The organism is Ferrovibrio sp., from assembly GCF_025869515.1.
In the GTDB taxonomy this organism is placed as follows: domain Bacteria; phylum Pseudomonadota; class Alphaproteobacteria; order Ferrovibrionales; family Ferrovibrionaceae; genus Ferrovibrio.
Genome location: NZ_JAOZVR010000048.1, coordinates 20,537 through 43,214, shown reverse-complemented (window position 1 = coordinate 43,214; position 22,678 = coordinate 20,537). Strand labels below are relative to the sequence as shown.

The 22,678-nt window shown below is 64.2% G+C and carries 25 protein-coding genes; 7 read left to right on the top strand and 18 right to left on the bottom strand.

Annotated elements, in window-relative coordinates; translation table 11 throughout:
- Positions 1-13: 13 nt before the first annotated feature.
- A complete protein-coding gene (locus OJJ21_RS07355) occupies positions 14-1,264 on the bottom strand; it encodes a D-alanyl-D-alanine carboxypeptidase (RefSeq protein WP_297684655.1) in 1,251 nt (416 codons plus the stop codon).
- 177 nt (positions 1,265-1,441) lie between these two features.
- Between OJJ21_RS07355 and OJJ21_RS07350 the strand changes: the two genes are divergently transcribed.
- The 4 genes from OJJ21_RS07350 to clpA all read left to right on the top strand — a co-directional run bounded on the left by OJJ21_RS07350 (position 1,442) and on the right by clpA (position 5,759).
- Positions 1,442-2,167 (top strand): hypothetical protein, encoded by a 726-nt coding sequence (locus tag OJJ21_RS07350; protein WP_297684653.1) that lies wholly within the window; start codon positions 1,442-1,444, stop codon positions 2,165-2,167.
- 197 nt (positions 2,168-2,364) lie between these two features.
- The gene (locus OJJ21_RS07345) at positions 2,365-2,865 is read left to right on the top strand and encodes a phasin family protein (protein ID WP_297684651.1); all 501 of its coding nucleotides are present in this window, start codon (positions 2,365-2,367) and stop codon (positions 2,863-2,865) included.
- Between the two features lie 175 nt (positions 2,866-3,040).
- Positions 3,041-3,370, top strand: coding sequence for an ATP-dependent Clp protease adapter ClpS (clpS, locus tag OJJ21_RS07340; protein ID WP_297684649.1), 330 nt, complete (start codon positions 3,041-3,043; stop codon positions 3,368-3,370).
- Positions 3,371-3,386: 16 nt separating this feature from the next.
- Positions 3,387-5,759 carry an ATP-dependent Clp protease ATP-binding subunit ClpA gene (gene clpA / locus OJJ21_RS07335; protein ID WP_297684647.1) on the top strand — a complete coding sequence of 791 codons (2,373 nt, stop codon included), beginning with the start codon at positions 3,387-3,389 and terminating at the stop codon, positions 5,757-5,759.
- A 21-nt stretch (positions 5,760-5,780) separates the two neighbouring features.
- Here clpA and OJJ21_RS07330 read toward each other — a convergent pair whose 3' ends face one another.
- The 8 genes from OJJ21_RS07330 to OJJ21_RS07295 form a co-directional block, all read right to left on the bottom strand.
- On the bottom strand, positions 5,781-6,446 hold the full coding sequence (locus tag OJJ21_RS07330) for a hypothetical protein (RefSeq protein ID WP_297684645.1): 666 nt from the start codon (positions 6,444-6,446) through the stop codon (positions 5,781-5,783).
- 26 nt (positions 6,447-6,472) lie between these two features.
- Positions 6,473-6,901: an HIT family protein gene (locus tag OJJ21_RS07325; protein ID WP_297684643.1), complete on the bottom strand. Its 429-nt coding sequence runs from the start codon at positions 6,899-6,901 to the stop codon at positions 6,473-6,475.
- 52 nt (positions 6,902-6,953) lie between these two features.
- Positions 6,954-8,144, bottom strand: a complete 1,191-nt coding sequence (locus OJJ21_RS07320) for a GNAT family N-acetyltransferase (protein WP_297684641.1) — start codon at positions 8,142-8,144, stop codon at positions 6,954-6,956.
- A gap of 10 nt (positions 8,145-8,154) precedes the next feature.
- The gene (locus tag OJJ21_RS07315) at positions 8,155-8,901 is read right to left on the bottom strand and encodes a glycerophosphodiester phosphodiesterase (RefSeq protein WP_297684640.1); all 747 of its coding nucleotides are present in this window, start codon (positions 8,899-8,901) and stop codon (positions 8,155-8,157) included.
- 18 nt (positions 8,902-8,919) lie between these two features.
- The gene (locus OJJ21_RS07310) at positions 8,920-9,387 is read right to left on the bottom strand and encodes a RidA family protein (protein WP_297684638.1); all 468 of its coding nucleotides are present in this window, start codon (positions 9,385-9,387) and stop codon (positions 8,920-8,922) included.
- Positions 9,388-9,391: 4 nt separating this feature from the next.
- Positions 9,392-9,853, bottom strand: a complete 462-nt coding sequence (locus OJJ21_RS07305; RefSeq protein ID WP_297684635.1) for a RidA family protein — start codon at positions 9,851-9,853, stop codon at positions 9,392-9,394.
- 102 nt (positions 9,854-9,955) lie between these two features.
- Entirely contained in the window at positions 9,956-10,681 is a 726-nt protein-coding gene (locus OJJ21_RS07300) for a GGDEF domain-containing protein (RefSeq protein WP_297684633.1), read from the bottom strand.
- A gap of 153 nt (positions 10,682-10,834) precedes the next feature.
- Positions 10,835-11,794, bottom strand: coding sequence for a D-glycerate dehydrogenase (locus OJJ21_RS07295; protein ID WP_297684631.1), 960 nt, complete (start codon positions 11,792-11,794; stop codon positions 10,835-10,837).
- Positions 11,795-11,917: 123 nt separating this feature from the next.
- On the opposite strand from OJJ21_RS07295, the gene OJJ21_RS07290 reads away from it, so the two are divergent.
- Positions 11,918-12,769 (top strand): DUF1849 family protein, encoded by an 852-nt coding sequence (locus tag OJJ21_RS07290; protein WP_297684629.1) that lies wholly within the window; start codon positions 11,918-11,920, stop codon positions 12,767-12,769.
- A gap of 2 nt (positions 12,770-12,771) precedes the next feature.
- On the opposite strand, the gene OJJ21_RS07285 is transcribed toward OJJ21_RS07290, so the two are convergent.
- Complete coding sequence (locus tag OJJ21_RS07285) at positions 12,772-13,671, bottom strand: ROK family protein (protein ID WP_297684627.1); 900 nt, start codon at positions 13,669-13,671, stop codon at positions 12,772-12,774.
- Positions 13,672-13,682: 11 nt separating this feature from the next.
- Complete coding sequence (locus OJJ21_RS07280; protein ID WP_297684625.1) at positions 13,683-14,384, bottom strand: hypothetical protein; 702 nt, start codon at positions 14,382-14,384, stop codon at positions 13,683-13,685.
- A 101-nt stretch (positions 14,385-14,485) separates the two neighbouring features.
- On the opposite strand from OJJ21_RS07280, the gene OJJ21_RS07275 reads away from it, so the two are divergent.
- A complete protein-coding gene (locus tag OJJ21_RS07275) occupies positions 14,486-14,860 on the top strand; it encodes a response regulator (protein ID WP_290808765.1) in 375 nt (124 codons plus the stop codon).
- 22 nt (positions 14,861-14,882) lie between these two features.
- The gene (locus OJJ21_RS07270; protein WP_297684620.1) at positions 14,883-16,247 is read left to right on the top strand and encodes a PleD family two-component system response regulator; all 1,365 of its coding nucleotides are present in this window, start codon (positions 14,883-14,885) and stop codon (positions 16,245-16,247) included.
- A 92-nt stretch (positions 16,248-16,339) separates the two neighbouring features.
- Here OJJ21_RS07270 and rpmG read toward each other — a convergent pair whose 3' ends face one another.
- The 7 genes from rpmG to rnr form a co-directional block, all read right to left on the bottom strand.
- A complete protein-coding gene (gene rpmG, locus OJJ21_RS07265; RefSeq protein WP_297684618.1) occupies positions 16,340-16,507 on the bottom strand; it encodes a 50S ribosomal protein L33 in 168 nt (55 codons plus the stop codon).
- A gap of 72 nt (positions 16,508-16,579) precedes the next feature.
- A complete protein-coding gene (locus OJJ21_RS07260) occupies positions 16,580-17,161 on the bottom strand; it encodes an NUDIX domain-containing protein (RefSeq protein ID WP_297684698.1) in 582 nt (193 codons plus the stop codon).
- A gap of 20 nt (positions 17,162-17,181) precedes the next feature.
- Positions 17,182-17,883 (bottom strand): NUDIX hydrolase, encoded by a 702-nt coding sequence (locus OJJ21_RS07255; protein WP_297684616.1) that lies wholly within the window; start codon positions 17,881-17,883, stop codon positions 17,182-17,184.
- A 24-nt stretch (positions 17,884-17,907) separates the two neighbouring features.
- Entirely contained in the window at positions 17,908-18,303 is a 396-nt protein-coding gene (locus OJJ21_RS07250; RefSeq protein WP_297684614.1) for a DUF983 domain-containing protein, read from the bottom strand.
- Positions 18,300-19,286, bottom strand: a complete 987-nt coding sequence (locus tag OJJ21_RS07245; protein WP_297684611.1) for a magnesium transporter CorA family protein — start codon at positions 19,284-19,286, stop codon at positions 18,300-18,302. The genes OJJ21_RS07250 and OJJ21_RS07245 overlap by 4 nt, the downstream gene beginning before the upstream one ends.
- Before the next feature lie 142 nt (positions 19,287-19,428).
- Entirely contained in the window at positions 19,429-20,403 is a 975-nt protein-coding gene (locus OJJ21_RS07240) for a glycerophosphodiester phosphodiesterase (RefSeq protein ID WP_297684609.1), read from the bottom strand.
- Entirely contained in the window at positions 20,400-22,673 is a 2,274-nt protein-coding gene (rnr, locus tag OJJ21_RS07235; protein ID WP_297684607.1) for a ribonuclease R, read from the bottom strand. The genes OJJ21_RS07240 and rnr overlap by 4 nt, the downstream gene beginning before the upstream one ends.
- Between the last annotated feature and the right edge of the window lie 5 nt (positions 22,674-22,678).

Sequence of the window (22,678 nt, the reverse complement as noted above, 5' to 3'; positions counted from 1 at the left end):
GACCGGATATCGATCAGGCGTCCGGCGAGACGACCGAACAGGTCATCTTTTCGCGCTTGAGCTGTTCGCAGGCCTGGCGCGCGCTGGTCTGAGTCAGACCGGTCAGGCGGGCGCGATAGAGTGTCATCCTGCCCGCGTCGACGGCATCGACGAGCGGCTCGGCGGCGGGCAGCTTGCCGCGGACCCGGTCGAGCAGCTTCTCGGCGGCGGCGGCCTGCTTGAAGGCGCCGAGCTGCACCGCCCATTCGCCGGCGGGAGCTGTAGCGCTGGCAGCAGCATCACGCGGAGCAGCGGCCTGGGTCGCCTTCTTGATCTGTTTGGCCTTGGCCGGGCTCGGCGCGGTCGTGGCAGCCTCGGCATCGGAAATCAGGCTCAGGCCCTGACGCGACTTCTGCGGGGCTTCCACCATCAGCAGCGGGGCATCGGTGCCGTTGCGGTCATCGATCTTGTCGAAGCCGATATCCAGCAGCTGGATCATGCGATTGTCGCGGGCGGTCACGCTGGTGCCGCCGAACACAACCGCCACGACCCGGCGGCCGTCACGTTTGGCCGAGGCCACCAGGTTGAAACCCGAGGCAGCGATGAAGCCGGTCTTGATGCCGTCGGCGCCTTCATAGCGCGCCAGCACATGATTGTGATTGCGGATCACCGCATCCTGCCATTCGAACTGGGCCGTGGAGAAATAGCTGTAGTAGTTCTGGTGGTTCTTGATCAGAGCGATGCCCAGGATGGCCATGTCGCGGGCAGTGCTTTTTTGCTTGGTATTGGGCAGGCCCGAGGCGTTCTGGAATACGGTGCTGTTCATGCCGAGCTGATGCGCCCGGCGGGTCATCATGACGGCGAACTGCTTCTCGCTGCCGCCAATGGCTTCACCCAGCACGGCGGCGGCATTGTTGGCAGATTTGGTAATTGAGGCCAGAATGGCATCGCGCACGGTGATGGTCTGGCCGGCCCGCAGGGCGATCCCGTAGGGCTGGGCGGCGGCATGCTTGGACACGGTCAGGCGCTGGTCCATTTTCAGCCGTCCGTCCTTCAGGGCATCGAAGGCCATATACAGCGTCATCATCTTGGTCAGCGACGCCGGGTAGCGCGAGGCATCGGGCTCCTGGGCGTGCAGCACCCGGCCGGTATTGGCATCGACCACGATGGCGGAATAGGGACCGGCTTCGGCCGGGGCAGCGGCGAAGACCAGGAAGAGGAAAGTGAAACAGATTGTTACAATGGCCGGCAGAATCCGCCCCTTGGCCAAATCACTTCGCATCATTATGCCTTACCTCGGTTTCCCTAACGACGGGTAACGACCGGGTGCCCCCCAGGCCGCGAATCGGGAGAAGAATATTAACCAGACCTACCCCTTGTCCAGCGCAATGTTCACTAACAAATTGAATCTGCATGGATTCACCGGGTCCCCATGGGCCGGAAACGCAGGAAAACCCAGACTATGGCAAAGAGCTTTAACAAAGTGTTGGCGGTTGCGATTGTATTCGGCCTGGCCGCCGGCCTGACGGCCTGCGCCTCGCAGGGGCCGACCGACAACCCGATCCGGCGCAATCTGACCTGGGATCGGTATGTCGGCGGCGATGACATGGCCCGGTCCTGCGCCGCGGGTCAGCCGGCCCGTTACAGGCTGGTCTACAACGCCCGCCAGAATGATCAGCAGCGCAGTTATGACATCTCGGCCCAGCCGGATGGCGGCGCCATGATGGAGGCCCGGGTGCTGGGGCGGGGCTATCTCAACACCATCCTGCTGAGCGATCCGCTGAAGCCCTGGAACGGCGAGCAGGCGCTCTACCGGCTGACCCCGGCGGAATTCACGCAGCTGAAGGCCGCCATTACGGCCACCGGTTTCGAGGCCCCGGCGCCGGAGGGGACGTTCCTGCGCGGCGACAGTTTCTACTGGGCCGCCAGCGCCTGCCGGGACGGGCAGTTCCATTTCCATGCCTGGGTCTGGCCGTCACCGGAATTCGACCGCATGGCGGTGCCGCTGCTCCGTGCCCTGGCGCCGTTCGACAAAACGGCCGAGAAGCCGATCGAGCCTTATGAGGTGCCGCTGCCGCCTTACAGCAGTTACCTCAGCCAGGGCGGCAACCAGCCAAACGCCATCCCGCACCGGTATATTGTCGGCAAGAACGGGCTGCGCTACAGCCAGGGCATCCTGTTCAACTGATCAAATTTTACGCTTTTCCGCCGATTCTGGTGCGCTGCACAAGATTTTTGTGCAGCGCACAATTTTTCCATTGACGACTCGGGGTTTCCCGCCTAGATTGAAGGTGTTGCAGCGCACCATTTGCGTGAATTTCCGCCGTCCCCGCCAAGGCGGGTCTGGCCCCGTTACAAACCCGGACACAGCAAGGACAGCACCCCATGGCTACCAAGAAGAAGATCGACGGAACCGAAACCGAAGCCCTGACCGCCAATCCGTTCGAAGCGGCGATTTTCGCTTCCAAGGAGCAGGTCGAAAAGGCGATCTCCGCCAGCACCGAAGCGCTGGAAAAGGCCTTCTCGATGAGCAAGGACCGTTTCGAAGACGCTGCCAAGATGGGCAAAGACCAGGTTGAAGCCTGCGTCACGGCCGGCAACGTTGCCACCAAGGGCTTTGAGACCATCAATGCCGAAGTGATGGCCTTCACCAAGACCCAGATCGAAGACCAGATTTCCGCCGCCAAGGCGATGATGGGCGCCAAGACCCTGCAGGAGCTGATCGAGCTGCAGAACGGCTTCGCCAAGAGCGCCTTCGAGGCCTACACCGCCCACACCACCAAGCTGAGCGAAGTGGCTACCAAGGTGGCGCAGGATGCCTTCGCCCCGATCAACGCCCAGGTCCAGGCCTCGGTCGAGAAGTTCGTCAAGCCGCTGGCTGCGTAATCAGCGGGTTGCCGCTGTCATAGTTTCCTCCCCAGCAGAGTATGATTGGAGCCCGGTTGAAAAACCGGGCTCTTTTTTTGTCCCAAGGCTACTGGTATTTTTAACCAGTGAGGCCATATCATCCGTCTGTGCACCAATTGTTTTCCGGTGCCGCTGTTGTTGCTGGGTCTGAGGCATGAGCGAACGGGATGGACGTGACGGGCGCGGGCGTACCGAGGTCGGCGTGGTCACCAAGACCCGGCCGAAGACGCAGAAGCCGCCCATGTACAAAGTGCTGCTGCTGAACGACGACTACACGCCGATGGAGTTCGTCGTGCATGTGCTCGAACGCTTTTTCAACAAGGCGGCCGAGGACGCAACCCGCATCATGTTGCATGTCCACCAGAAGGGCGTCGGCATCTGCGGCGTCTTTACCTACGAAGTGGCTGAGACCAAAGTAACCCAGGTGATTGATTTCGCGCGCCAGCATCAGCACCCGCTGCAATGCACCATGGAACGCGACTGAGGGAGGCTTCGTACGAATGGCATCTTTCTCCCGCACGCTTGAACAGACCCTGCATCGCGCCCTGTCGCTCGCCGGTGCCAAGAAGCATGAATTCGCCACGCTGGAACATCTGCTCTTCGCCCTGACCGAAGACCAGGATGCCATCGCGGTGCTGCGTGCCTGCAATGTCGATGTCGAAAAGCTGCGCCAGCGCGTCGGCACTTTCATCGACGAAGAGCTGCGCGGCCTGGTGGTCAGCATCCCGCAGGATGCCAAGCCGACGCTGAGTTTCCAGCGCGCCGTGCAGCGTGCCCTGTTCCATGTGCAGTCGTCTGGCCGCGAGGAAGTGACCGGCGCCAATGTGCTGGTGGCGATCTTCTCCGAACGCGAAAGCCATGCCGTGCATTTCCTGCAGGAGCAGGACATGACCCGCCTCGATGCCGTCAGCTATATCAGCCATGGCGTTGCCAAGGCGCCGGGCCGCGGCGACCGCCGGCCGGTGCGCGGTGCCGACAGCGATGTGGAGCAGCGTGCCGAGCGGGCCGACCGTGGCGAGCGCGACCGTGGTGCTGCCGACCGCAATGCCGGCAAGGACAAGGAGGCGCTCAGCGCCTACTGCGTCAATCTCAATGAGAAGGCCAAGGCCGGCAAGATCGACGCCCTGATCGGCCGCGAGGCCGAGATCGAGCGCACCATCCAGATCCTGTGCCGTCGCACCAAAAACAATCCGCTGTATGTCGGCGATCCGGGCGTGGGCAAGACCGCCATCGCCGAAGGCCTGGCGCGCCGCATCGTGCGCGGCGAGGTGCCGGAGATTCTCAAGGATTCCACCATCTACGCGCTCGATATGGGCAGCCTGCTGGCCGGCACGCGGTATCGCGGCGATTTCGAGGAACGCCTCAAGCAGGTGATGCAGGAGCTGGAAGGTCAGCCCGGCTCGATCCTGTTCATCGACGAGATGCATACCGTGATCGGCGCCGGCGCCACCTCTGGCGGTGCCATGGATGCCTCCAACCTGCTGAAGCCGGCGCTGGCTTCGGGTGCGCTGCGCTGCATCGGCTCGACGACGTACAAAGAGTTCAGGTCCTACATCGAGAAGGATCGCGCCCTGCTGCGCCGCTTCCAGAAAATCGATGTCAACGAGCCGTCGCCAGCCGATGCCGTCAAGATCCTGAAGGGTATCAAGGGCTATTACGAGCAGCATCACGGCGTGCGTTACACCGAGGATGCGATCAAGGCGGCCGTCGAACTGTCGGCGAAGTACATCAACGACCGCAAACTGCCCGACAAGGCGATCGACGTGATCGACGAAGTCGGCGCGGCCGAACTGATGAAGCCGGAAAGCAAGCGCCGCAAGACCATCGGCGTGAAGGAGATTGAGGCCATCGTCGCCAAGATCGCCCGCATCCCGCCCAAGTCGGTGTCGCGCGAGGACAAGGAATCGCTGCGCAATCTCGATGCCGAACTGAAGCGCGTGGTCTATGGCCAGGACCAGGCCATCGACGCTCTGTCCAGCGCGATCAAGCTGGCCCGGGCCGGCCTGCGCGAACCGGAGAAGCCGATCGGCAACTACCTGTTCTCGGGCCCCACCGGCGTCGGCAAGACCGAGGTGGCGCGCCAGCTTGCCCAGATCATGGGGGTCGAGCTGATCCGCTTCGACATGTCGGAATATATGGAACGCCACAGCGTGAGCCGTCTGATTGGCGCGCCGCCGGGCTATGTCGGCTTCGACCAGGGCGGCCTGCTGACCGATGCGGTCGACCAGCATCCGCATTGCGTGCTGCTGCTCGACGAGATCGAAAAGGCCCATGGCGACCTGTTCAACATCCTGTTGCAGGTGATGGACCACGGCAAGCTGACCGACAATAACGGCAAGCATGTCGACTTCCGCAATGTGGTCCTGATCATGACCACCAATGCCGGTGCGTCCGAGATGTCCAAGAATGCCATCGGCTTCGGTCGCGGCATGAAGGAAGGCGAGGACGAAGAGGCGATCAAGAAGATGTTCACGCCGGAATTCCGCAACCGTCTGGATGCGGTGATCCCCTTCGCGGCGCTGGCACCGGAAGTGATCAACAAGGTGGTCGACAAGTTCGTCGCCCAGCTCGAAGGCCAGCTGGCCGACCGCAACGTCACCATCGCGCTGACCGACGAGGCCCGCGCCTGGCTGGCCGAGCGCGGCTACGACAAGCTCTATGGCGCGCGTCCGCTCGGCCGGGTGATCCAGGAGCATATCAAGAAGCCGCTGGCCGACGAGCTGTTGTTCGGGCAGCTGGCCAAGGGTGGTCACGTCCAGGTCAAGGTCGAGGACGACAAGCTGACCTTCGAATTTACTGCTGAAAAGGGCGCCAAAGGCGGCGGCGGCACCGACGGCGCGCCGGACGGCAAGGTACCCGAATACGCGCATTAGGGCTGACGCCCGCGCCGGGCGTCATTCCAGTTTGCGCGCTTTCTTTTCCCAGTATTTGCGTTTGTCGGCGTCGGGCGGGATGCCGGAGCGGCCATCGGCATAGAGGCGGGCCAGATCCTGCATCGCCGCCACATAGCCGGCCCTGGCGGCGCGCTCCAGCCAGCGCAGTTCCTGGGCCGGATCTGCGGTCACGCCATCGCCGCTGCTGTAGCGGCTGGCAAGCACATACGCCTCCGCCGGATCGCCCAGCTCGGCGGCTTTGCGGCCGGCGCGCAGGGCCTGCTTCTGATCCTTCATATAACGATAGCAGTCGGCCAGCAGGGTCCAGGCCTTCAGGTTGCCCGGCTCATCGGCTACTGCCAGTTCCAGTTCCTGCGCGGCCTGCGGATATTCGTTGATCAGCGCGGCAAAGCCGGCAAAGCGGTAACGATAGGCCGCTGCGCCATTGGAGACCGCGACCGCATCGCGCAGGGCCTGCAGGCCCTCGGCGTAGAAGCCGCTGGCGAAATAGGCATGGCCGAGCAGGGCATGCAGTTCCGGGTCACGCGGGCTGGCGGCAATGGCTTTCTGGCAGGCTTTGGTCAGGCCGCGCTGCGCCTCCTCGCGGCAGAGCGCGGCATAATCTTCGGCTGCCGCGGGCAAAGTCAGCAGCAGGAACGGCAGCACCAGAAGCGGCCGGAGTTTCACGGCGCGTCCCTCATCACGGGGCGCGCCTAGAGCCTGGCCCTGATATCCGCCGCCTGCCTGGCGATGGCCTCGTGGTCGCCGGGTGCCAGGCTCCAGTTCAATTTCGCATTGTCGCCGAGCCGGCGCGGCAGCACATGGACGTGATAATGCGGCACCGATTGTGCCGCACCCGGGCCGTTGGCCTGCACGATGTTGATGCCGTCGTTGGTCACCGCGTCGGCCACGGCGACCGCGATCTTCCTGGCGGTGCGTGCCACGGCGGCAACGCTTTCGTCGCTGGCCTCGAACAGATTGGGGAAGTGGCCCTTGCTCAGCACCAGCGCATGGCCGTGATTGAACGGGTTGATATCCATGATGGCGAAGCTGAGATCGTCTTCGTAGAGTTTGAAGCTCGGGGCCTCGCCCCGGACGATCTTGCAGAAGATGCAGCCGCCGTCGTGCGGTAATCCCGCCATGTCCTGTTCCTCCCAGCCATTGCCCGATGTTATCCCGGGTCCGGGGGACAGACTATTCGCTTTCCTGAGGCTCCGTCACCTGACGAAAGGGTGAATGCTGGTCCAGTGCGGCAATCATGCCGGTCATGTAGGCGCGCTCTTCCTTCAGAAAGCGGGCGACGGCCTCCTGGAAGGCCGGCTCGGCCATCCAGTGCACCGAATGGATCGGCACGGGAAGGTAGCCGCGCGCCAGTTTATGCTCGCCCTGGGCGCCGGCCTCGACGCGGGCGAGGCCATGCGCAATCGCATAGTCGATGGCCTGGTAATAGCAGCATTCGAAATGCAGGCAGGGGTGATACTCGATGCAGCCCCAGTTGCGGCCATAGAGCGTATCGCGGCCCAGCATGTTCCAGGCGCCGGCGATCCAGTGCCCCTTGCGCCGCGCCATTACCAGCACGATACGGTCGGCCATCGTGGCATGGAGGCGGCGGAAGAAATCGCGGTTCAGATAGGGGCGGCCCCATTTGCGGCTGCCGGTATCCATGTAGAAGTCGAAAAACGCATCCCAGTGCTCATCGGTCAGCGCATCGCCCTGCAGGGCCTGGATCTCTATACCGGTCTCGATCGCCTCGCGGCGCTCCCTGCGGATGGCCTTGCGCTTGCGCGAGGCCAACTGCGCCAGAAATGCATCGAAATCGGCGTAAGAGTCGTTGTTCCAGTGAAACTGCTCGCCGATCCGCAGCAGCAGGCCATTGCCTTCGGCCCAGATGGCTTCGCGCTCGGTGAGGAAATTCACATGCAGCGACGACAGGCCATAGCGCGTGGCGATCTCGCGCGCACCTTGCAGCAGGGCTCCGGCCACGCTGGCGAAATCCTGCCCCGGCGCGACCAGAAACCGCGGTCCGGTGACAGGGGAGAAAGGCACGGCCGAGAGCAGCTTGGGGTAATACTGTCCGCCGGCACGGGCATAGCCTTCGGCCCAGCCGTGATCGAAGATGTATTCGCCCTGGCTGTGGCCCTTGATATAGAGCGGCAGCGCGCCGATGACGCAGCCCGCTTCATCCGCAGCCACCAGATGCGTGGGCTGCCAGCCGGTGCGCGGCGTGACGCAGCGCGATTGTTCCAGGGCATCGAGAAAGGCATGGGCGACAAAGGGATTCTCGTCGCCGGCGCAGCGGTCCCAGTCGGCCGCCGGCAGTTCGGCGATCTGCCCCAGCGCCCGAACCGTGATTTTTCTTGCTGCCCCCGCTGCGCGACCTGTCATGCCAATACAATCATGCCTGGGTCGACAAATCCTCGAAGATCACATTATCGGCATGGGCGGCGGCCCGGGCGCGTTCGGAAGGCGTGCGCACCGTCCAGCTCAGGATCGGCAGGCCGCGCCGCCGCGCTGCCGCGGTGATCTCCGACGGCAGGTCGCGCACGTCATAGGCGAGGAAATCAGGATTGCCGTAACCGGTCATCAGGGCGCGTTTCAGCTGCATCCGGGTAAACCAGTTAAGGCCCTTGGTCATATTGGCAAGGTCGGTCGAGATCTGTCCGCGCACGATCTGCGGCGCATGCTTCTCGAACCACTTCACGGTGCGGGGATTGAAGGACTGCACCACGAAAGGGCCGGGGTAATGCTGCAGCATGCGGGCGACGCTGGTTTCCAGCGGACCGACCGGCTCGCCCTTGTCCTTCTTGATCTCCACCACCAGCGGGACAGCACCCTGCACCAGGTCGAGCAGATCGCGGAAGCTCGGCACGGTTTCCGCGGTACCGAGCAGCGTGAGCGGCTTCAGATCGGCCAGCGGCATCCGGCAGACGATGCCATCGCGGCCGCAAAGCCGTTTGAGGTCGGGGTCATGGAACACCACCACCTGCTTGTCGCCGGTGATGCGCACATCGGTCTCGATGGCGTAGCCGGCTTCCATCGCCTTGCGGAAAGCGAGCAGCGAATTCTCCGGCACGCCCTTGGCGATGTCATGCAGGCCGCGGTGCGCCACCGGCGTTTTGGTCAGCCATTTCGGGGTATCCATGCGTGGCATGCGATGCTCTCAATGCAGAAGAAAAACGGCATCGGCCTCGAAGGCGATGTCGAAGGGAAGCGAAGGGGCTGCCGTCGTGGTCCGCGCCGGCCGGTTCTCGACGCCGAACAGATCGGTCAGCAGGTCGGTGGCGCCATTGGCGACCTTCTGCGCGTCGATGAAATCCGGCACCGTGTTGACCAGGCACAGCAGTTTGACGCAACAGGCAATGCGGTCAAGGTCACCGCCGCAGGCCACCTCCATATGGGCCAAAAGATTCAGCGCAGTGAGTCGTGCCGCGGCATAACCCTGCTCGAAGCTGAGTTCGCGCCCGACTTTGCCGCGATAGCGAATCTCCGGCCCCCAGGTCGGGCCGACACCGGCGACATGCACCAGCTTGCCGACGGTGACGAAACCGACATAGGTCGCCACCGGCGGCGGCGCCGGCGGCAGGCTCAGGCCGCTGGCATGCAGCCGGGCGGCGACCATACCGTTCATCGGCTCAGGCGATCTCGAAGATGGCGTCGACTTCCACGGCCACGCCGCGCGGCAGCGACACGGCGCCGACGGCAAAGCGCGCATGCTTGCCGGCATCGCCGAACACTTCCACCATCAGATCGGAGGCCCCGTTGATCACCTGCGGGTGGTCGATGAAGTCGGGCGTGCAGTTGACGAAACCGCCAACCTTCACGCAGCGCCTGATGCGGTCGAGGCTGCCGCCCAGGGCGTTGCGGGCCTGCGAAATAATATTGAGGCCGCACAGGCGTGCCGCCTGCTTGCCGGTTTCCACGTCGAGGCCGGCACCCAGCTTGCCGATATGGCGCACCTCGCCGTTGAAGATGGTGATCTGGCCGGCCACGAACAGCAGGTTGCCGGCGATCACGGTCGGCACGTAATTGGCCGCCGGCGCGGCAGGATTGGGCAGGTCGATCTTGAGGGCGGCGAGGCGGGCGTCGTGGCTCATGGTGGCAGTCCTTGGCGCTATCCTGGGGTGGAGCAGTACGGATGATACTGTCTAGCCCGGATGGCGCGCGGCTGGCAACGCGCAGCGGTCGTCGAGGAGGGGTCAGTCGCGGCGGCGATCCTGCTTGCGCAGGTACATGGCACGGTCGCCTTCGCGCAGCAGGGTCTGCAATTCGGTATTGCCGTCGTAACCGGCAAGGCCGTAGCTGATGCCGACCGGGATCAGGGCATCGCCGAAGCGCAGCGGCTGCCGTTCCACGCGCATGGCCAGCTCGGCCAGACGGGTTTCCGCCTGTTCGCGGGCCGCGCCGGGCATGGCCAGCACGAACTCGTCGCCATGCAGACGGGCGAGGCAATCGGTGGTGCGGGCGATCGGGTGCAGGCGCAGCGCGATCTGACACAGCACCGCATCGCCGGCGGCATGGCCGTGACGGTCGTTGATAGCCTTGAAACGGTCGAGATCAAGGAAGGCCAGCGTGCCGCCATGGCCGTCGCGGCGGGCGCGGGCCAGGTCGCTGGTCATGAAGCTTTCGAAGGCGCGGCGGTTCGGCAGGCCGGTCAGTTCGTCAGTGGTGGAAAGGGCTTCCAGCTCGGCGATGCGGTCGGCCTGGTCGATCAGTTGCTGTTCGCTCTCGGCCGCTGCCGTGAGAATCTGCTCAACCAGATTGCGCTTGAGCGGATCGGGGTCGCGCCGAAGCGCCAGCCGCAGCCGCAGCACCAGGCTGGCAAAACCAGCCGATTGGCCGGCAGACTGAGCGGTGCTGTTGGCCTGCCCGGCGGAAGCCGGAAGGGTCCAGTTTGGCAGCGGTGTATCGTTAGCGGGCATCATGGCAATCATTCCTCGCCTATGACTTAGCAAGGCATATGCCAGAGTATAAACGGCAGAAAACTGACAATATTGATAAAAGCCGGAGGCAGAAATTGCCGGCCTGCCGGGGATATTTATGGTTACCGGGATGGCCGAATCGCGGCAGCGCCGCTTTTACAGGGCATGCGGTGCCGGGCGGCCCTGCAGGACCGCATCGATATTATCCAGCGCCATGAAGCCCATCCGGTCGCGGGTTTCCACCGTGGCGCTGCCCAGATGCGGTAGCAGATAGGTATTGGGCAGGTCGAGATACGCGGTATTCAGCTGCGGCTCGCCGGCAAACACGTCCAGGCCGGCGGCGCGCAGCTTGCCGGATTTCAGTGCCGCGATCAGGGCGGCGTCATCGACCATGTCGCCGCGGGCGGTGTTCACCACGATGGCGCCGTCCGGCAGCCGGGCGATGGCGGCAGCGTTCAGGACATGGCGGGTCTCAGCCGAGGAAGGCGCGTTGATCGACAGGATGTCGCTGACCGCCAGCAGGCCGTCGAGGCTGTCGTGGAAGATCGCGCCCTGTTCCTCCCCGGCCGGCAGACGGCGGCGGTTGTGGTAATGGATGGTCAGGCCGAAGCCACGGGCGCGCTGCGCCACCGCCCGGCCGATCCGTCCCATGCCGAAAATGCCGAGCCGCCGGCCGCTGAAATCGACACCCAGCAGCATGGTCGAGGTCCAGCCGCTCCATTCGCCCCGGCGCACCATCTGCTGCGCCTCGTAGCCGCGCCGGGCGGCACCCAGCATCAGCAGCATGGCAATATTCGCCGTCGCCTCGGTCATGGCGCCGGGGGTGTTGGCGGCAACGATGCCGCGCGCGCGACAGGCAGCGACATCGATATGCTCATGCCCGACCGAGAAGGTGGAAACCGCTTTCACGCTGCCGGGCAGGCGTGCCACCAGCCCGGCGGTGATCTTCTCTGACGTGCAGATCAGCAGCGCATCGGCGCCCAGGGCACCGGCGGCCAGTTCGTCGGCCGTGTAAATCCGGTCGTCGGCATTGAGCCGGGCGTCGTAATCGCGCGCGGCACGGGCCTCCACGGCGGGAGGCAGCTTGCGGGTGACGAATACAACCGGCCGGGCCATGCAACCTCCAGCAAATGCCGAGTCCATCTTACACGGAGCGACCGGTTCCTTTCCATTCCGGCTAAGGCTATTCTGGGACACCGTTTTTTGCCCACCCCAGGTTCAGGCAGGTATAGCCGCAGGATGATGGCCCGGATTCGAGTATTCCCGCTGTATCGCGTGGCGCTGGTTCTGCTGCTGCTTGGCCTTGTTGCCGTGCCGGGTGGCAATTCCCATGCGGTCGACAGCGCCGAGAAGCAGGCCATTGCCCGCAATCTGGTCAGTCATCGCGCGCTCTACACCCTGTCGGTCGCCCGGCTCGATCCGCGCAATTACCGCAGCGGCATCGCCGGCGGCCTCAGCCTGGAATTCGTGCATGCCTGCGACGGCTACGTGTTGAACCAGCGCTTCGTGATCGAAACCACCACCGATGATGGCTCGATCCTCAACAACATGGTGCTGAATTCCTGGGAAGCGCTCGATGGCAAGAGCTTCCGCTTCAAGATGCGGGACGAAGTCAACGGCGATGTCGAGCAGGAGCTGAATGGCGAAGGTAAAATGAACAGCCATGGCGGCAATGTGCATTTCACGCTGCCTGAGGATACCGACCTGGCTCTGCCGCCGATGACGCTGTTTCCCACCGAACATACCGTGAGCCTGCTGGCGCTGGCGCGCAGCGGCGGCAACTGGTTGCAGGCCAGCGTCTATGATGGCGCCTCGGCCGATGCATATAGCGAAGTAGGCGGTTTTATCGGCAGCGAATTGCCGGTGGAAACCGGCACCAATGAGATTGTGGCGCCGCTGAAGGGCCAGCGTTCATGGCGCATCCGGCTGGCCTATTTCACCTCGGACAAGACGCAGGACACCCCCGATTACGAGATCGCCTATCGCCTGTATGAAAACGGCGTGGCCGACGATATCGTCTTCGATTACGGCGACTATGCGATCCGCGCCACACTGAAGCTGCTGGAACTCAAACCGCGCGACGCCTGCTAGCCCTATTCAGGCGGCCACAACCAGGCTGCACCGCGCACGCCGGAACTGTCGCCATGCCGGTTCTTCACCAGCGGGGTGCTGACGGTATCGGAAAACACAAAGGCGCCCCAGAGTTTCGGCACATTGCGATAGAGCCTCTCGAGATTCGACAGGCCGCCGCCCAGCACCACGACATCGGGATCGACCACGTTCAGGATGGTGGCCAGGCCGCGCGCCAGCCGGTGTTCGTAGCGCTGCAACGCCGCTTCGGCCTGCGCATCGCCGGCCTCGGATGCCGCAACGATTGCGGCACCGTTCAGGTCACGGCCGGTCTGCTCGCGGAAATCGCGTTCCAGACCGGTGCCGGACAGGAAGGTCTCCTGGCAGCCGCGCTTGCCGCAATAGCAAAGCGGACCAGGCAGTTCGTCGGGTTGCGGCCAGGGCAGGGGATTATGGCCCCATTCGCCGGCAATCGCATTCGGCCCGGTCAGCGCACGGCCATCGACAACGATGCCCGAGCCGCAGCCGGTGCCGAGGATGGCGCCGAAGACCACGGCATGGCCGGCGCCTGCGCCATCGCTGGCTTCCGACAGCGCGAAACAGTTGGCGTCATTGGCCAGCCGTACCGGCCGTCCGGTCGCGTCTGCCAGATCGCGGTCGAGCGGATGACCGATCAGCCAGACCGAATTGGCATTCTTGATCAGGCCGGTGGCTGGCGAAATCGTGCCGGGAATGCCGACGCCGATCGGTCCGGTGGCGCCGGCTTCGCTTTGCACGGCCTGCGCCAGATCGCGGAGCGCAGTGAGTGTCGCGGCATAGTCGCCGCGCGGCGCCGGCACGCGACGGCGTGCGCGGATCGCGCCATCACGGTCGAGTGCGATGGCTTCGATTTTTGTGCCGCCCAGATCGATGCCGATACGCATGGCGCTTCCGGTCACGTTTGCGTCAACAGGGCCTGGATATGCTGCTGCATATCGGGCCAGGTTTCGGCGCGGTGGTGGCAGTCGGGCGCCGGTCCGAGCAGGGCAGCGAGGCGCGTATCGGCAATGTAATGCAGGCGGTGGGTGGCCGGCGCCAGCTCGGCCACGGATTTGTGATTGTGCGGAATGTCGTCGATGAAGACTGCCGGAGCCATTACCTGCCGCAGCAGCACGGCCACTGCCGGGCCTTTCGGGCCGGTATTGGCGATCAGCGGAAAATCCATGCCGTGGCGGGCCAGCGCACGAAGGCGTGCGGCGCGTGCCGGCATCGGCACATTGCTGAGCACCACAACCTGCGCGGTTTCGCTCAGGACGGCCAGGGCCTGCGCGGCGCCATCCACAGGTTCCAGCTCCTCCGTTGCCTCGGCAAAGAAGCGCTGCAGCAGGGGGTGGAGGATTTCCGCTGCGACAGGGGCGTTATCCGCGCGCTGGCGGATATTGCCGTGCAGGGCATAGGAGGCCCAGTCGAAGTAGAGATTGCGGCTTTCCAGGAAGCGTTCGAGGCCGCGCATGAAGTAGAACAGCACCTCGTCGGCATCGACAATCAGCAGGGGACGGCCTCGTCTCAGGGCAAGGGCGGCCAGTTGCTCGGCTACCGGGGCGGGAAGCGCAGTCGGATCAGGGGATTTGGGGCTCATCTGGTGCTGGAATGTCATGGTAAACGGCTTGGCCCGGCCGATAGGGGGTGCTACAAAATACTGGATACGCAGGGAAAACGGCGCGTACGGCCGCAGATACTATCCGGGGATGGGGGCTGATGAGCAAGACTGTACTGATCGTCGAGGACAACGAGCTCAATATGAAGTTGTTCCACGACCTGCTGGATGCCCATGGCTACCAGACCCTGCAGACCAAGGATGGCATGGAAGCCCTGGCCATGGTGCGCAAGCACCGGCCGGACCTGATCCTGATGGACATCCAGTTGCCGGAGGTCTCCGGCCTGGAAGTGATCAAGTGGATCAAGGAAGACGATAACCTGCGCAGCATCCCGGTCGTTGCCGTGACGGCCTTCGCCATGAAGGGCGATGAGGAAAAGATGCGCGAAGGCGGCTGTGACGCCTATATTGCCAAGCCTATCTCGGTGGGCAAATTCATCGAGACGGTGAAGCAGTTTCTTGAGCCCAAGGCCTAAGCTCTAGCATCCGAGTGATCCGATGACCGCGCGCATTCTGGTCGTCGACGACATCCGCACCAACATCAAGGTGCTGGAAGCAAAGCTGACCAGTGAATACTACGAGGTGATCTCCGCCAGTAGCGGGCCGGAGGCGCTTGAAGCAGCCGTAAACCTGAAGCCTGACCTGATCCTGCTCGACGTGATGATGCCGGGCATGGACGGGTTTGAGGTTTGCCGCCGCCTGAAAGGCGACCCTGACACCGCACATATCCCGGTGATCATGGTGACGGCTCTGGGCGACCCCGAGGATCGCGTGCAGGGCCTGAGCGCCGGCGCCGACGACTTCCTCACCAAGCCGGTAGACGATATCGCGATGTTTGCGCGTGTGCGCTCGCTGCTGCGCGTGAAGCTCATGCTCGACGAACTGCGCATGCGTGAGCGCACCTCGGCCTCGCTGGGCGTGATTTCGCCGCCAGTACCAAGTCTGGATGAGGACTATGCCGCAGCGCAGATCCTGCTGGTGGAAGACAATCCGCGCGACCAGTTGCGCCTGCAGCGCATGATCGAAGGCCAGTTCCGTACCGAGATGACCGCCGATGGTCTCGAAGCGCTGCATCGTGCCCGCCAGGTCGAATATGACTCCGTCGTGGTCAGCCTGGGCCTGCAGAATCCAGATGGCCTGCGGCTCTGCTCGCAGTTCCGCACCACCGAGGAAACGCGCAATGTGCCGATCCTGCTGCTGGTGGGGCCGGACGACCAGAAGCAGCTGGTGAAGGGCCTGGAAATCGGCGTCACCGACTATGTAGTGCGGCCGATCGACCGCAACGAATTCATCGCCCGTCTGCGCGCCCAGGTGCGCCGCAAACGCTACCAGGATCGCCTGCGCCTGCATTACCAGCAGAGCATGGAGATGGCGGTCACCGATCCGCTCACCGGGCTCTACAATCGCCGCTACATGGCCTCGCATCTGGCCACCCTGCTGGCGCAGAGCGCCAGCCAGCATGGTACGGCCGTGGCGATCCTCGATCTCGACTACTTCAAGAAGGTGAACGATACCCACGGCCATCCGGTGGGCGACGAGGTATTGCGCGAAGTGGGCAACCGCATCGTGCGCAACATCCGCGGCATCGATATGGCATGCCGTTTCGGCGGCGAAGAATTCGTCGTGCTGATGCCCGATACTGACCTGGAATCCTCGGAGGTGGTGGCCAATCGCCTGCTGCAGGCGATCGGCGGCAAGCCGGTGACGACGCGCGCCGGCGACCTGACGGTGACCTGCTCGATCGGCTGCACCTCGTCGCAGGGCGGCGATACCGCCGACAGCCTGCTCAAGCGCGCCGACGATGCGATGTACGAGGCCAAGAACGGCGGTCGCAACCGGATCATTTACCGGACGGCATCCTGATCCTGAGCGGATAGCCAAAACGAAAAGCCCCGCTTTCGAGCGGGGCTTTTTAGTGTCTGCAGCCTGGCGACGGAATGCCGGCGCGGGAAACCTTACTTGATCTTGGTTTCCTTGAATTCGACATGCTTGCGCGCGACCGGGTCGTACTTCTTGAACGACAACTTCTCGGTCTTGGTGCGCGGGTTCTTCTTGGTCACGTAGAAGAAGCCGGTATCGGCGGTGCTCAGAAGCTTGATCTTGAGGGTAGTCGGCTTGGCCATGACTCGGTTCCAAAAATGCGTGCGGCTGGGATTGGCGGCGCAGCATAGGGATTCGCCCCGGGATGTCAACGCTTAAGGATTATGCCAGCGGATCATGGGTTTACCCCGGCGATAGCGCCAGAACGCCGCTTGTTCCGGAGTGAGGCTGGGGCCGAGTTGCCCGACCAGCCGGACGACGAACTCGGTGATGTCGGCCAGTGGCAGCCGCAGGGCGGCTTCCAGCGGCCGGAAGGCCAGATCGAGCAGTTCGCCCGAGCCGCCCAGGCTGAGCGGCAGGCCGCTGACATCCTGCAGGAAAAACCGGGCATGGAAGCGGATCGGGCTTTCGGCCGGGGTGATCGCCCGGCAAAGGTAGTGCAGGCCTGAAAGGTCTGGCCGCAGCCGCCCGTTTTCGAGCGCGCCGAGCAGGATCCCGGTTTCCTCCCAGGTTTCCCGCACGGCAGCAATCGCGAGGGCTTCGAAGTGGGGTTTACTAATGAAATTTAATGGTTTGAGCGGGATTTCTGATTTATCGGATAAATCGACCCGACCACCCGGAAAGGCATAAACGTTGGGCAGGAAGCGGTGTTTGCCGGCCCGGCGGCCAAGCAACACTTCCGGTCCCGCCGCCGTCTGCCGCACCAGCACCAGGCTGGCGGCATCCCTGGCTTTCACAGCGGACTTCACAGGCGGCGTCACTCCCAGTCCACCTGCCGTTCGCCCCGGAGCATGCGATGGAAGGGCACGCGCTGGGCCGGGTCACCGGCCTGTGCCGCGTTGAGCCAGTGCTCCAGATTGGCGATCACATACTGGGTGATGCCGGGCAGTGGCAGGCCCTCGGTATCGGCCTGGGTCACCCAGCTCAGCTTGTCGAGTTCGGCCGAGGGAACCAGATCGCCGCTTGCCAGCTCGGCCGGGGCGGCAAAAAAGCGGGCATCGAAGCGGCGCGGCCGGCCCGGCGGCGTGATGGCCCGGCAGATGTACAGGAGGGCTGAAGGATCGGGGGCCAGCCCGCCGGCGCAGAAAGCGGCCCAGCTGGGCGGCGGCGCCTTTGTGTGCTGGGCCGGCCCGGCGATGCGCAGGCCGCTTTCCTCAAAGGTCTCGCGGATCGCCGCCAGGGCCAGCGCGAGGGCCTTGCGTGGGCCGGTGCCCTTGCAGCGGCCGAGCCGCGCCGTGCTGACCGGGTTGAGGGCAACCGAGGGGCGGATGCGGTAATCGTTGAGATCGAGGCGGCCGCCGGGAAACACATAGCGGTTCGGCATGAAGGCGCTGGCGCCGTGGCGCTCGCCCATCAGCACTTCCAGCTTGCCCGCGCGCCGGCGCCAGAGCACCAGCGTGGCAGCATCCCTGATCGGTTGAGGCAGCTTTTTGGCAGGGGGCGATTCGGCGTTTCCCATCGACCCAGTATAGGACAAATACGCCTAATGCGGCTCGCTGCCAAAACCGTGCATGCGCCGGGCCCATTGCAGGCCGATCAGCACGCCCTTGATGCGCGGCAGCAGCCACAGGCAGAGCAGCACCGTCAGCGGCAGCCACAGCACCATATGCAGCCATTCCGGCGGCGAGAAATGCTGTTCCAGCATCAGCATCAGCGGCACGATCACATGCGCCACGATCAGGATGGTGAAATAGGGCGGTGCATCGTCGGCACGGTGGCCGGCCAGTTCCAGGCCGCAGGAGGCACAGGCCTCGTTGACTTTCAGATAACGGCCATACATACGGCCGGTGCCGCAGCGCGGGCAGCGCTGGCGCCAGCCGCGCCACATCGCCTCGCCGGTCGGACGTTCCGTCAGATCGTCGAGGCTGGAGGGGATCACAGCCAGCCTTTTCGCCGGAACCACCAGTAGGGCAGGATGGCGGATGCGATCATCATCAGGATGGCGAGCGGGTAGCCGACCGGCCAGCTCAGCTCCGGCATATGCTGGAAATTCATGCCATAGATGCTGGCAATCAGCGTCGGCGGCAGGAATACGGTGGCGGCCACCGAGAAGATCTTGATGATCTTGGTCTGCTGGATGTTGATCAGGCCCAGCGTCGCATCGAGCAGGAAATTGCCCTTATGCGCCAGGAAGGCGGCCTGCTCGTTCAGCGACTGCACGTCGCGCGCCAGCGTCTTCAGCCAGGTGCGGCTTTCCTTGGTGCCGCGCTGCTCCGCCATGGTCAGGGTCAGGAAGGCGATCAGGCGGGTCAGCGACAGCAGGCTGTCGCGGATGCGCGAATTCAGATCCTCGATATGACCGAGCTTGCGCACCACGTCTTCCAGATCGGATTCATCGTCGGGCTGGGTATCGGGCGTCTTGTCGTAGCCGAAGATGTTGCGCGAAATCGTGTCGAGGTCCTTGCTGCCGATCTCGAGCACATCGGCGGCGCGATCGATCACGGCATCGAGGATGCCGCACAGCGCGGCATCGGGCGAGGCGAGCAGGGCGGGCTGGCGCTGGGCGCGGGCCACGAACTGGCGGAAGGATTGCGGATCGGCATAGCGCAGCGTCACGGTGGCGCGCGGCGTGCGCATGAAGGTGACGGCCGTGGTCCGCGGCTGCGGCGTCTCGGCATGATACAGGATATTCGCCGTCATGAAGCTGGCATCGCCCTCGCGGTACAGACGGCTGGAGATTTCGATCTCCTGCATCTCCTCGCGCGTCGGCACTTCGATGCCGAGCAGGGTTTCGATGGCCTTCTCCTCGGCCTGGCTCGGTTCGAGCAGGTCGATCCACACGACGCCTTCGGGCAGGGTCGAGGTGGGGGTAAGCTCGATACGTTGCAGCTGGCCGCCTTGCGGCAGGTAGGCAGTGATCATGCTGGCCGTCCCTGATAGTCCGGCGCTGCCCCGGCGGTGCAGCGCGGCGCCCTTGTAGCCCCGGAAGCCGGGCCTGGGAAGCCCTGAAACTCACCTGCGGCGATTTTACCTCAGATGATACTGCCTGCGGGATACGGCCGTTTTATGGCGATACCGGTGTGGCCCTGGGCAGGGCCATGCCGCGGGCCTGCATGACAGCGCGCAAGCGGTCGGGATAGTCAGAGATCAGGCCATCGACCTGCATGGCGATCAGCTGCTCCATCATGGCCGGATCATTCACCGTCCAGGGGATGACCTGCAGGCCCAGTTGCCGCGCCTCAGTCACCAGGGCCGGTGTGACATTGCGCCAGAACGGCGACCAGACCTGGCCACCGGCGGCTTTGATAAGGGCCGGCGTGGAAGTGAAATCATCGGCATCCAACCCGCCGAGCCAGGGGCTGGCATCGGGCCGGCCGCGCTGCACATTGTCGCTGCCGGTGCCTTCGATGGTGAGATGCACGCGCGGGATCTCCGGGGCCAGCTTCGCGGCTTCCTTCAGCGTGCGCCAGTCGAAGGACTGGATGCTGCTGCGATGGCCGAGGCCGGCCTGACGAATCGCCTGTACAAGGGCCTGGGCGAGCTGTGCAGGGGGTGCGCTCTCGTCGGGTTTCAGCGGACTGAGCTTGGTCTCGATATTGAAACGCACATCCGCGTTGCCGCTTTTCGCCGCCAGGGCGAAGACCTGTTCCAGCAGCGGCATGCGCGTACCGTCGACCGGCTTCTGTTCGGGATAGGTCTGGCCGTAACGGCTGGCCGGATCGAGACGACCGACGTCGTAGCGCTGCAGCGCATCCAGCGTGCTGTGCCAGATTGCCGGGCCGGGAGCGGCGATCCACTTGCCGTCCAGCCGTGCCAGATGCGGCAGCAGCACCGGGTCATGGCCGACCACCAGCCTGCCGTCGCGGCTCAGGTTGACATCGAATTCCAGTGTGGTGACGCCCAGCGTCAGCGCCGTGGCGAAAGCGGGCAGGGTGTTTTCCGGCGCCAGGCCGCGGGCGCCGCGATGGCCCTGCAGGTCGAAAGCGAAGGCGGGACCTGCCGCCAGCATGAGAGCCATCGTCAGGATCGCGGATTTCATTTCCGCTTCTTGCTCCGATGCTTCGACCATGGTGCGCGATTGGTCGGCTTCTTGATGGTGGGTTTGCCACCAGTGCCGCCGCGTCGTGTGTTGGTGCTGGCGCCATCGCCGCCCATGATCTCGAAGCGCAGGCCGCCGGTCACCGGCGTGGCCTCGGCCAGCCGCACGGTGACGCCATCGCCAAGCCGGAACCGCTTGTGGCCGCGCTTGCCGACCAGCGCGCGATGCGCCTCGTCATGCTCGTAAAAATCGTCGCCCAGGGTGGAAATCGGCACGAAGCCATCGGCGCCGGTCTCATCCAGTTCGACAAAAAGCCCGAAGCGGGTGACGCCGGTGATGCGGCCGTCGAATTGGGCACCGACATGCTCGGACATGAAGGCGGCGACGAAACGGTCCATCGCGTCGCGTTCGGCCTGCATCGAGCGCCGCTCGGTCAGCGAGATATGCTCGGCGATATTTTCGAAATCCACATCGTCTGCCGGCGGCAGGCCGTCGTCGCCCAGGCCGAGGCCGCGGATCAGCGCGCGATGCACCAGCACGTCGGCATAGCGGCGGATCGGCGAGGTGAAGTGGGCGTATTTGTGCAGGTTGAGGCCGAAATGCCCCTTGTTGTCGGGCGAGTAGGTGGCCTGCATCTGGCTGCGCAGCACCACCTCATTGATCAGGCGCTCATGCTCGCTGCCTTTGGCAGCTTCCAGGATCGCATTGAAATGCATCGGCCGCAGGCCCTGGCCCTTGGCCAGTTTGTAATCCAGCGTGTTGAGGAATTTGCGAAGCGAGTCGATCTTCTCGTCCGATGGCTGCTCGTGCACGCGGTACATGCAGGGCTGCCTGCGCTTTTCCAGCTCTTCCGCTGCGGCCACATTGGCCGCGATCATGAAATCCTCGATCACCTGATGGCTCAGCATATGATCGCGCGGTTTGATGGCCGCGATATGACCGTTCTTGCCCATCACGACGCGGCGTTCCGGCGCGTTGATCGCCAGCGGCTGACGCGCCTCGCGGGCCTTGTTCACAGCAGCATGGCAGGCATAGAGCGGCTTCAGCACGGTTTCGAGGAAGGGAGCGGCGGTTTCATCGGGCTCGCCATCGATCGCCTGCTGCACCTGGCGGTAATTCAGGCCGGCGGCGCAGCGCATCAGGCCGCGCACGAATTTGTGCCGCCGCTTGTTGCCATCGGCATCGAACCACAGATGCACGGCCAGGCAGGCGCGGTCCTTGTGTTCGACCAGCGAACACAGGTCGGCCGACAGCGCCTCGGGCAGCATCGGCACCACGCGGTCGGGGAAATAGGTGGAGTTGCCGCGTTGGCGCGCATCATGATCCAGCGCGCCGCCCGGTGTCACGTAATGCGCCACATCGGCGATGGCGACGATGGCATGCCAGCCGCCTTTATTGCTCGGGTCTTCGTCGGGTTCGGCGAATACCGCATCGTCATGGTCGCGGGCATCTTCCGGATCTATGGTGATCAGCGGAATCGGGCGCAAGTCTTCGCGCTGGCCAAGATGGACCGGCTTGGCTTTCTCGGCATCGTGGAGCGCGGCTTCGGTGAATTTGGTCGGGATGCCGAGGCTGAAGATCGGGATCAGGCTCAGCGCTTTGGGATCGGTGCTGCTGCCGATCACCTCGATCACTTTCGCCGTCTTCAGGCCGAAGCGGCGACCCTGCATCGGTTGCGCCACCACGATCTCGCCGGGCTTGGCGTTGTTGCGGTGTTCCTGTGCGATCACGTATTCGTGGCGCACTTTCTTGTCGGTCGGCTGCAGGCGGCCTTCGCCGTCTTCGGTCTGGGCGTAGACGCCCAGCACCGGCTGTTCGTCTTTTTCCAGCCGTTTGATGACGCGGCCGACATAGCGGTTACGGCCGGCGCGGGTCACACGCGCCAGCACACGATCGCCGACGCCGACATCGGCCATCTCGCGCCGGCGTGCCTTGCCGCCGGTCTCGAAGATGATGCGCGGCGCCTCGCCGTCGCCGGTCCATTCCACCGGGCGCCCCATCAGGTCGCCATCGCGGTCGAGCTTGACCAGATCGACGAGAGTGACTTCCGGCAGGCTGTCCTTCGGCGCCATGCGCTTGCCATGGCCCTGGTTGATATCGCCTTCAGCTTTCAGTTCGCGCAGCAGGCCTTTCAGCGCGACGCGCAGCTCCGGGCCGACACCGAAGGCCTTGGCGATCTCGCGCTTGCCGACCATGCCGGGATTGTCGGCAATGTATTTCAGGATGTCCTGTTTGGACGGCAGGCCGGCGACGATTTTCTTCTTTGCCACGTCGC

Coding starts and splice junctions, on each gene's coding strand:
- clpS (WP_297684649.1), top strand. CDS start 3,041: ATGAGCGAACGGGATGGACGTGACGGGCGCGGGCGTACCGAGGTCGGC.
- OJJ21_RS07320 (WP_297684641.1), bottom strand. CDS start 8,144: ATGACAGGTCGCGCAGCGGGGGCAGCAAGAAAAATCACGGTTCGGGCG.
- OJJ21_RS07295 (WP_297684631.1), bottom strand. CDS start 11,794: ATGGCCCGGCCGGTTGTATTCGTCACCCGCAAGCTGCCTCCCGCCGTG.
- OJJ21_RS07280 (WP_297684625.1), bottom strand. CDS start 14,384: ATGACATTCCAGCACCAGATGAGCCCCAAATCCCCTGATCCGACTGCG.
- OJJ21_RS07315 (WP_297684640.1), bottom strand. CDS start 8,901: ATGGATACCCCGAAATGGCTGACCAAAACGCCGGTGGCGCACCGCGGC.
- OJJ21_RS07310 (WP_297684638.1), bottom strand. CDS start 9,387: ATGAACGGTATGGTCGCCGCCCGGCTGCATGCCAGCGGCCTGAGCCTG.
- OJJ21_RS07305 (WP_297684635.1), bottom strand. CDS start 9,853: ATGAGCCACGACGCCCGCCTCGCCGCCCTCAAGATCGACCTGCCCAAT.
- OJJ21_RS07345 (WP_297684651.1), top strand. CDS start 2,365: ATGGCTACCAAGAAGAAGATCGACGGAACCGAAACCGAAGCCCTGACC.
- clpA (WP_297684647.1), top strand. CDS start 3,387: ATGGCATCTTTCTCCCGCACGCTTGAACAGACCCTGCATCGCGCCCTG.
- OJJ21_RS07325 (WP_297684643.1), bottom strand. CDS start 6,901: ATGGCGGGATTACCGCACGACGGCGGCTGCATCTTCTGCAAGATCGTC.
- OJJ21_RS07350 (WP_297684653.1), top strand. CDS start 1,442: ATGGCAAAGAGCTTTAACAAAGTGTTGGCGGTTGCGATTGTATTCGGC.
- OJJ21_RS07245 (WP_297684611.1), bottom strand. CDS start 19,286: ATGATCACTGCCTACCTGCCGCAAGGCGGCCAGCTGCAACGTATCGAG.
- OJJ21_RS07355 (WP_297684655.1), bottom strand. CDS start 1,264: ATGATGCGAAGTGATTTGGCCAAGGGGCGGATTCTGCCGGCCATTGTA.
- OJJ21_RS07270 (WP_297684620.1), top strand. CDS start 14,883: ATGACCGCGCGCATTCTGGTCGTCGACGACATCCGCACCAACATCAAG.
- OJJ21_RS07290 (WP_297684629.1), top strand. CDS start 11,918: ATGATGGCCCGGATTCGAGTATTCCCGCTGTATCGCGTGGCGCTGGTT.
- OJJ21_RS07285 (WP_297684627.1), bottom strand. CDS start 13,671: ATGCGTATCGGCATCGATCTGGGCGGCACAAAAATCGAAGCCATCGCA.
- OJJ21_RS07275 (WP_290808765.1), top strand. CDS start 14,486: ATGAGCAAGACTGTACTGATCGTCGAGGACAACGAGCTCAATATGAAG.
- OJJ21_RS07240 (WP_297684609.1), bottom strand. CDS start 20,403: ATGAAATCCGCGATCCTGACGATGGCTCTCATGCTGGCGGCAGGTCCC.
- rpmG (WP_297684618.1), bottom strand. CDS start 16,507: ATGGCCAAGCCGACTACCCTCAAGATCAAGCTTCTGAGCACCGCCGAT.
- OJJ21_RS07255 (WP_297684616.1), bottom strand. CDS start 17,883: ATGGGAAACGCCGAATCGCCCCCTGCCAAAAAGCTGCCTCAACCGATC.
- OJJ21_RS07300 (WP_297684633.1), bottom strand. CDS start 10,681: ATGATGCCCGCTAACGATACACCGCTGCCAAACTGGACCCTTCCGGCT.